This window comes from Paenisporosarcina sp. OV554 (assembly GCF_003058165.1).
In the GTDB taxonomy this organism is placed as follows: Bacteria; Bacillota; Bacilli; order Bacillales_A; family Planococcaceae; genus Paenisporosarcina.
In genome coordinates this window covers 1-6617 of record NZ_QBUC01000049.1, presented here as the reverse complement: position 1 = coordinate 6617, position 6617 = coordinate 1, and the positions used below count along the sequence as shown (strand labels likewise).

The following is a 6617-nucleotide window of genomic DNA, read 5'->3' as shown; positions in this document are numbered from 1 at the left end:
ATGTTACTTTATACTTGGAGGATCAATCCGCAAAACATCTATTCAATCGCTGAACCCAGTTGTATAGGACACACCATAGGTTGACATAACACGCGTTCCAGGAAGTATGGCAACCATAGAACCGAATAAACCCAAATCGTGAAAAGCACGTTGACCAATTAGGAAGTTTTTCGACTTCATTACTCAATAAGAAAAACTGCCCTTTAAGGCAGCCGATTCATCAACTAAGCACCCGTTAGTTTAATATCATTCATACATTTTGAATCATATAGTATGTCCGCCATAGTCTTCCATGAAGGTTGAATTGGAATTGATTGATTATTTCCTAAGCAGTGCCAGTCCATATCACTAATCCAAGCCTCCATAGCTTCTAAATAATTGCTCCATTTTCTCTAATTTTCTGGTTAATTGATCAATTTGTTTTTCCATTCTTATCAATTGTTTATTTTGATTTTCTTGATCTATCTCTTCTTGTACTTCTGCTTCCAGGGCCCGAACCGCTGCAATCGTTCCTAAAGCATCGCCGAATGTAACTATTGCTGAAGCAATTACATCAAGCTCAGTAGCAGTTAGCGAATTCGAACCTTTTTGACCATTGCCCATATTACTTTTATTCAATGTCTTAGCCTCCTGATTTTAAATCGATGAAACTAATGAACACCCTATTGTTTTTTAAAGCAAGTTTAACTGATAAATTTATTTGTTCTTTATGTATGCCCGTGTTATCTATAATAATAGAAAATCGTTATCTCATTCCACGCTTCATTTTCTCTAATTTTCTGGTTAATTGATTAATTTGATTTTGCATTCTATCTTCCATTTGTCTTAATTGATCCGTTTGGTCTGGCAAGGTTTTATTATTTGCATTTTCTAATATTTCAAGAGCAATCCCTGCAGCTAATGTCTGTATTCCATCCCCTAACGTTGAGAGTGCAGTTCCAAATAATGCTAGTTTAGCTGCAAAAATTTCTGATGTTTCAGTACTTTGATTGTTTTGGTTATCTTTATTCATAATAACTCCCCCCTTGTCTACATTGTGATTTCTACTTAAACTATGAAAATCATGCAGAAATCAGACTTATTGTAGAGTTGAACCAAAAGACGCGGCAGGAGTTGATAAAGAATATAACTCATGCCATTTGGCTTTTTATTTTAGATAATTCATTTGTTAAATAATCGATTTGTTTTTTCATTCTTATCAATTCTTCATCTTTATTTTGCAGACTTATCTCTACTTGTGCTTCTTCTTCCATGGCTCGAACAATTGCAACGGCTCCTATAGCATCGCCGAATGTAACTATTGCTGCAGCAATTAGCTCAAGCTCAATAGCAGTTAGCATTTTCGGACCTTTTTGACCAAATCCCATATTATTTTTATTCAATGTTTTAGCCTCCTGATTATAAGTCGATGAAATTTGTTGTATCATCTTATTTGATTCAACAGATTACTTTATGGTGAAAAAACAAGTGTAATAAAAGCTTGGTAATAATTAATACACCAAATAAAAAGTCCTCTTACTTCGTGGCCCAACGTTGTTTATAGAAAGCAGCAATTGGGTCTTTTTATTAGATAATGAATACAATAAAGGAGATTGTTAAGGAGAAGAGGGGATTTACCTGAATGACCAAATGGAAACTATAGAAGATGACTATCCTGCTAATGCTAATTTACATCACATAGGACAGATATTACTTACTTTAGGAGATACTATTACAACTTTCGGTTTAGCTTTACAACGGAAACAAGCTATGCTAGAACAACAAGAACATCTAATGGAGAATAACCAAGAAGAACAACAACAACAACAGCACAATATGTTGAAAATACGTCAAGAAACAGAGCGACTACGACTACAAATGAAGTATATACAAGACCAGATTAACCGACTGATAAATGGCTGAAAATAGATTGTTATTCAATGTTTAAAAAAAGCATTTCTCGAATGAGAGTGCTAGAAAACGAATAAAGAAAAGGGAAAAGCGATAGATTCGCTTTTCCCTTTTTCTTTCCCATGGATTCTCTACATGAGATTGATCCGTAAAACATCAATTCCATCGCTGAACCGGATTGGAATCATGAATACATCCCAGAAGGTACCCGATTGATTATCTTAGATTAAGGTTGACATAACATCCGGATGAGGAAGTAGTCGTCTTCATTAACTTCCTTACCATCACGTTATTATATTTCTTTATTTTTAATGTTCCTCATCTTCTATATCTAACAAATAGCCCAAAAATTCTTCATGTAATGCTGTATCTCCTGATAATGATTTATTAGTTTCAATGTCTATTAAATCAATAGATAATTTTTCAGCCAGTGCATCTCCGCCATCAATCATAACTAATATTGAGTGAATGGCTCCTTCTATGATATCATTCACAGCAATTTGATATGCTTTTTTCTCTTCTTCAGTTGTAAGACTTTTTCGAAGTATTTTAATTGAATCTTCTTTTGAAGTCCAAATTAAATCTTCATCATTATTTAGACTTTTTCTTGCTAAATCCCGCCAATAATCTTTGATACTCTTTAATTGTTCGAATAATAGGTTTTGATCATTCATAATATCACTCCTTGTGCAATTTTCTTGTACTTCTTACTCAACTGGATTGTATCACGTATACAGAACAGGTTGACATAACACCACGACTAGGAAGTTGCACCCTACGAACAAACCCTTGCGGGATCTCACTTCTTCTCTTTTTCGCCCATCCATCTTTTATTCACCGAATATACATCGTTGAGTTGACGGGCTTTTGGTTGATTCGCTTTTCCCCTCTAATGAATAAATATCCAATCCTTCTTTACATAACCTTCTTCCCCAACAGATGCCCAAATTAGAAATATACAGATTGTTTTCCACTTGTTGAATAATGTGAACTTCCATATGTTAACATTACGATAGAGGTGGTTTTTTTGGATAATGTCACAATTTTTTTGGCTCTTTCTGGAGGATTTTTAGCTTTTATTTCTCCTTGTTGTTTACCCTTGTATCCTTCATTTATTTCATATATAACTGGAGTTTCGGTTAATGAATTAAAAGAGAATAAAGAAGCTTCTTTCAGAAAAATGATTTTGATTCATTCGCTTTTCTTTTCCCTAGGTTTTTCGGTTATCTATTATATTTTAGGTTTTTCTTTCAGCAAAATTGGAAATTTATTTGCTGCAAATCAAACTCTATTGCAAATGTTTGGTGGGATATTCTTAGTTTTCATGGGCCTTTTTTTAATGGGGATTATTCAACCTACTTTTATGTTTAAAGAAGCCCGTTTTAATTATAAAAAAAAATCTGCCACTTATTTAAACTCGTTTATCGTAGGATTTGTCTTCTCTGCTGGATGGACCCCCTGTATCGGTCCAATATTCGGAGCAATCATGTATGCAAGTGTTTTAAATCCTGCTCAAACGTTTGTTAATGTTACCGCATACTCTTTAGGATTTTGTGTTCCGTTTATCGTAATGGCCTTTTTCATTGGAAAAACAAAATTCATTTTAAAATATTCTTCGGGTCTAATGAAGTTAGGTGGATTAATCATTGTCGTGTTAGGGATAATGATTTACTTTGATAAAATGTTTTATCTAAATATCTGGACTTCAAAGATTCAATACCAAATACAATCTTTATTTCAGTAAGCACATAAGAGAGGATAGGTTTAATTGTGATTAAAAGGAATGTTGGCTTGATCGTCACTGCTTTGATTATCGGTACGATGATTGTTATGTCTGTGAAATCAAATATTGATAAGACGGAACCAGACGAATATTTCGAAACTACAACAACTATTGATTCTTCTGAGAAAGAGACTGGGCTTAAACAAGGCAATGTGCCACCTGATTTCGAACTTACTACACTCTCTGGAGATGTTGTGAGGCTGTCTGATTATAAAGGGAAAAAAGTAATCCTTAATTTTTGGGCATCATGGTGTCCACCGTGTAAGGAAGAAATGCCACATATGGAGAAGTATTACCGGAAAAATAAAGATTCGGAAAATGTTGAAATTATTGCGGTTAATATGACAAAGGCGGAGAGACCTGGATCGGCCAGAGAATTTGTCGATGCGTACGGGCTAACTTTCCCAATACCTCTTGATAAAACTGGGGAAGTAATGGATGCATACAAGATAGGTCCGCTACCAATGACGTATATGATCAATACGGATGGAACAATAGCCCATCAGGTTAGTGGACCAATAAACGAGAAATTGTTGAACGAACTTGGTAATAACCTACAGTAAATAAATCGGTAATAAAAAAAGGAAGATGACGCCTGAGGGAAAAAGAATACACTAATATACAAATGTCTGAAATCTAACGAAAAAGGCAATCTATCGTAATGATAGATTGCCTTTTCATACTTTGGTCTATAGGGGTTCAATCATCAAGCCCCTGCGGGTCAAATGCATCGCATTATTTCCGACTGGAGGTCGACCAAAAACACCTCTTATTTTTTAGGGTGTGTAGATGGGCACTCTCTCTGATCTGGATGTTCCTACTCAAAAAAAGTCCTCCCTTATTTCGTGGAGGACTTTTCTTCTTTCAGCTTTTCATATGCTCGAATTAAACTTTGCAAATCCGAACGCTTCACTGTAATCATCAGTTGGTTGTTACTTATTTCAGCCAAATCTTCTTTCAATGATTCAAGATATTTCATTTTCTTCACTCCTACTTTTTCATTTTCGTTTACCGAATTCACTCTTTCATTTTCAGTTCAATTTCTTCAGCCGAGTGCCCCAGTTTTTCGAGCAATGCACGTTTCTTTTCCTGATATTCTTCAGTCACTACGGTTGCAACTGTCTCTTCTTTCGATTTATTCCTTTCGTAAAACCAATCTGGAATAACTTCTTGTCGTCCAGTTGATCGGCTCGCTCTTTGTAATTCATTAAAACTAACTTTATCGCCTGACAAATGTAGCTGTAATGCTATTTCGAGCTTTGATTTAATAAAACCTAATGGTTTATTGACCGTTGGTTCATTATTAACGTATTTCACAAGCAAGCCCAGTTCATACTCAGCCTGTTCTTGCCAAACCGTAAGTGCAGTTGTGTAAATATCAGCAAAGTACGCTTTATCAAATTTATAGCCCTTTGTTGAGCCATTCAGTCGTTCGCGTATTTCATTTACTGAAGTAGTTTTTGGTTCTTCCTTTTGCTTTTTAGGTAGTCGAATTTCTTTCTCTTTGAAATGCTGAATGGAAAATTCGATTTTATCCACTTTACGTCCTTTTTTAATTTCCTTGAAAGTAATATGTAAGTCTGTTTTTTCGTTAATTTCGTTGGTAGCAGCTATTAAAATTTTGTTTTTGAGGTTTCCATAAAGATTATACGTTTTAGTTGTTGCCCCCAATTTTTCACGTAAATCCTCGACTAGACACGTCCATCTCCCAAGATGTTGCCATCTCTTCATTAGTTCATACAAACGAATGGAATAGACACTTTTTAGAGAAAGTACGTTACTCAAACGATAAGAAGTGAATTGGTTTTTAAGTTGAAGTAAGTACGGTTTGAGCTCAGGAACAAATTTTAAACGAATTGCCCCTGCACCTTTTATGTATTGCGCTGTTGAAACCCAATGTGTCATCAACCAGTCACCATTTGCTTGAGGTATTTCAATTACTTTTGACATTAAATTTTCGACTATTTCTTTGATTTGGGTATAGTGTTCCCGACTTTCCAACCCCAACATTTCATGAAACTCACGAATCGAAATTTCGTAAAAAATAAAATCTTCATCGTTTGGCTGGATCATGCTCACCATTGTAAGAATGATTTTTTGTTCTCGTGCAGACAATGGTTTCTTTTGCCGTGCCTCAATTAATCCATTTGATTGCGTTACTAAAAAATTGGTTTCCAAAGTAATTCACTCCTCGCCAAGTATTCCGTCTTTCGATAATTTAATAGTTACTTAGAATGTATCACATTATAAAACTATTAAAACAATATTTTTATTCCTAATTAATAAAAAAGGAATAGTTCGAAGCAAAAAAGGAATAGTTCGAAGCAAAAAAGGAATAGTTAAGGAAGCAAAAAAGGAATAGTTCGAAGCAAAAAAGGAATAGTTCGAAGCAAAAAAGGAATAGTTAGACCTTTGAAAACCAATCATACCAAGGGTTTCGGAGTGCCCTAAACAGTTAAAACAAAGTACTTTAAACAAAAGATATAAAAACAACACCAAACAACGCGCGTGAGAACCTGGTGGTGGTGGAAAATGAAATTCGTTAAAATCTTTTTCAAAAGAAAAAGCCCCTCTCAGGACTCTCTGCAAAACTATCAGTCTACTATGAATCCGAATGTACCTAGAAGCGATTCTATTATACGTAAGAGCGTTTTTAATAGATTTTGTTGGAATTTGTAAGGATAAGCATTTCAACCACCTTAAAAACGCTTGTACGGCATTTTAGAGCTTATGGAGTTTAGTCGAAATCTACGGACTGCCAAAACCGCATTTTGCAGCTACTTTTCCCGCAGTTCGAGACTTATCTCTCTAAATCTAGGTCTTGTTTCTTTCGGCTATCGATAGATTTTTCTTGTTCCCTTTTTTGTTGGAGTGTTTCTCTCATGCTTTCAGCACCTGGACGTTCATCATCCGGTATGTACTGGTCGAATTGTTCTTTTTTCAA

11 protein-coding genes are annotated in these 6617 nt (G+C 35.0%); 3 read left to right on the top strand and 8 right to left on the bottom strand.

Translation table 11 applies throughout. The features are described 5' to 3' along the window. Window positions 1-42: 42 nt before the first annotated feature. From C8K15_RS20495 to C8K15_RS19555, 5 genes are all read right to left on the bottom strand, one after another. Window positions 43-180 carry a hypothetical protein gene (locus C8K15_RS20495; protein ID WP_158268370.1) on the bottom strand — a complete coding sequence of 46 codons (138 nt, stop codon included), beginning with the start codon at window positions 178-180 and terminating at the stop codon, window positions 43-45. A gap of 44 nt (window positions 181-224) precedes the next feature. Continuing rightward, window positions 225-344 (bottom strand): hypothetical protein, encoded by a 120-nt coding sequence (locus C8K15_RS21530; RefSeq protein WP_483310869.1) that lies wholly within the window; start codon window positions 342-344, stop codon window positions 225-227. Window positions 345-348: 4 nt separating this feature from the next. Further along, complete coding sequence (locus C8K15_RS19565; RefSeq protein WP_108588062.1) at window positions 349-618, bottom strand: hypothetical protein; 270 nt, start codon at window positions 616-618, stop codon at window positions 349-351. 127 nt (window positions 619-745) lie between these two features. Beyond that, complete coding sequence (locus C8K15_RS19560; protein WP_108588061.1) at window positions 746-1012, bottom strand: translation initiation factor 2; 267 nt, start codon at window positions 1010-1012, stop codon at window positions 746-748. Window positions 1013-1130: 118 nt separating this feature from the next. Then, window positions 1131-1382, bottom strand: a complete 252-nt coding sequence (locus C8K15_RS19555) for a hypothetical protein (RefSeq protein WP_108588060.1) — start codon at window positions 1380-1382, stop codon at window positions 1131-1133. A gap of 247 nt (window positions 1383-1629) precedes the next feature. Between C8K15_RS19555 and C8K15_RS19550 the strand changes: the two genes are divergently transcribed. Further along, entirely contained in the window at window positions 1630-1902 is a 273-nt protein-coding gene (locus C8K15_RS19550) for a hypothetical protein (protein ID WP_108588059.1), read from the top strand. 296 nt (window positions 1903-2198) lie between these two features. Here C8K15_RS19550 and C8K15_RS19545 read toward each other — a convergent pair whose 3' ends face one another. Continuing rightward, window positions 2199-2564: a histidine kinase gene (locus tag C8K15_RS19545; RefSeq protein ID WP_108588058.1), complete on the bottom strand. Its 366-nt coding sequence runs from the start codon at window positions 2562-2564 to the stop codon at window positions 2199-2201. Between the two features lie 353 nt (window positions 2565-2917). Here C8K15_RS19545 and C8K15_RS19540 point away from each other — a divergent pair, with 353 nt between their 5' ends. Together C8K15_RS19540 and C8K15_RS19535 are read left to right on the top strand one after the other, a co-directional pair. Next, window positions 2918-3634: a cytochrome c biogenesis CcdA family protein gene (locus C8K15_RS19540; RefSeq protein WP_108588057.1), complete on the top strand. Its 717-nt coding sequence runs from the start codon at window positions 2918-2920 to the stop codon at window positions 3632-3634. A gap of 26 nt (window positions 3635-3660) precedes the next feature. Further along, window positions 3661-4236 (top strand): redoxin domain-containing protein, encoded by a 576-nt coding sequence (locus C8K15_RS19535; protein ID WP_108588056.1) that lies wholly within the window; start codon window positions 3661-3663, stop codon window positions 4234-4236. Between the two features lie 275 nt (window positions 4237-4511). On the opposite strand, the gene C8K15_RS20490 is transcribed toward C8K15_RS19535, so the two are convergent. Both C8K15_RS20490 and C8K15_RS19530 read right to left on the bottom strand, forming a co-directional pair. Further along, window positions 4512-4652, bottom strand: coding sequence for a hypothetical protein (locus tag C8K15_RS20490; protein WP_158268369.1), 141 nt, complete (start codon window positions 4650-4652; stop codon window positions 4512-4514). Window positions 4653-4690: 38 nt separating this feature from the next. After that, window positions 4691-5851 carry a replication initiation protein gene (locus C8K15_RS19530; RefSeq protein WP_158268368.1) on the bottom strand — a complete coding sequence of 387 codons (1161 nt, stop codon included), beginning with the start codon at window positions 5849-5851 and terminating at the stop codon, window positions 4691-4693. Window positions 5852-6617: the final 766 nt, after the last annotated feature.

Bases quoted from the DNA above. Each gene is read 5' to 3' on its own strand.
- C8K15_RS19550 (WP_108588059.1), top strand. From the start codon at position 1,630: ATGGAAACTATAGAAGATGACTATCCTGCTAATGCTAATTTACATCAC.
- C8K15_RS21530 (WP_483310869.1), bottom strand. From the start codon at position 344: ATGGACTGGCACTGCTTAGGAAATAATCAATCAATTCCAATTCAACCT.
- C8K15_RS19545 (WP_108588058.1), bottom strand. From the start codon at position 2,564: ATGAATGATCAAAACCTATTATTCGAACAATTAAAGAGTATCAAAGAT.
- C8K15_RS19560 (WP_108588061.1), bottom strand. From the start codon at position 1,012: ATGAATAAAGATAACCAAAACAATCAAAGTACTGAAACATCAGAAATT.
- C8K15_RS20495 (WP_158268370.1), bottom strand. From the start codon at position 180: ATGAAGTCGAAAAACTTCCTAATTGGTCAACGTGCTTTTCACGATTTG.
- C8K15_RS20490 (WP_158268369.1), bottom strand. From the start codon at position 4,652: ATGAAATATCTTGAATCATTGAAAGAAGATTTGGCTGAAATAAGTAAC.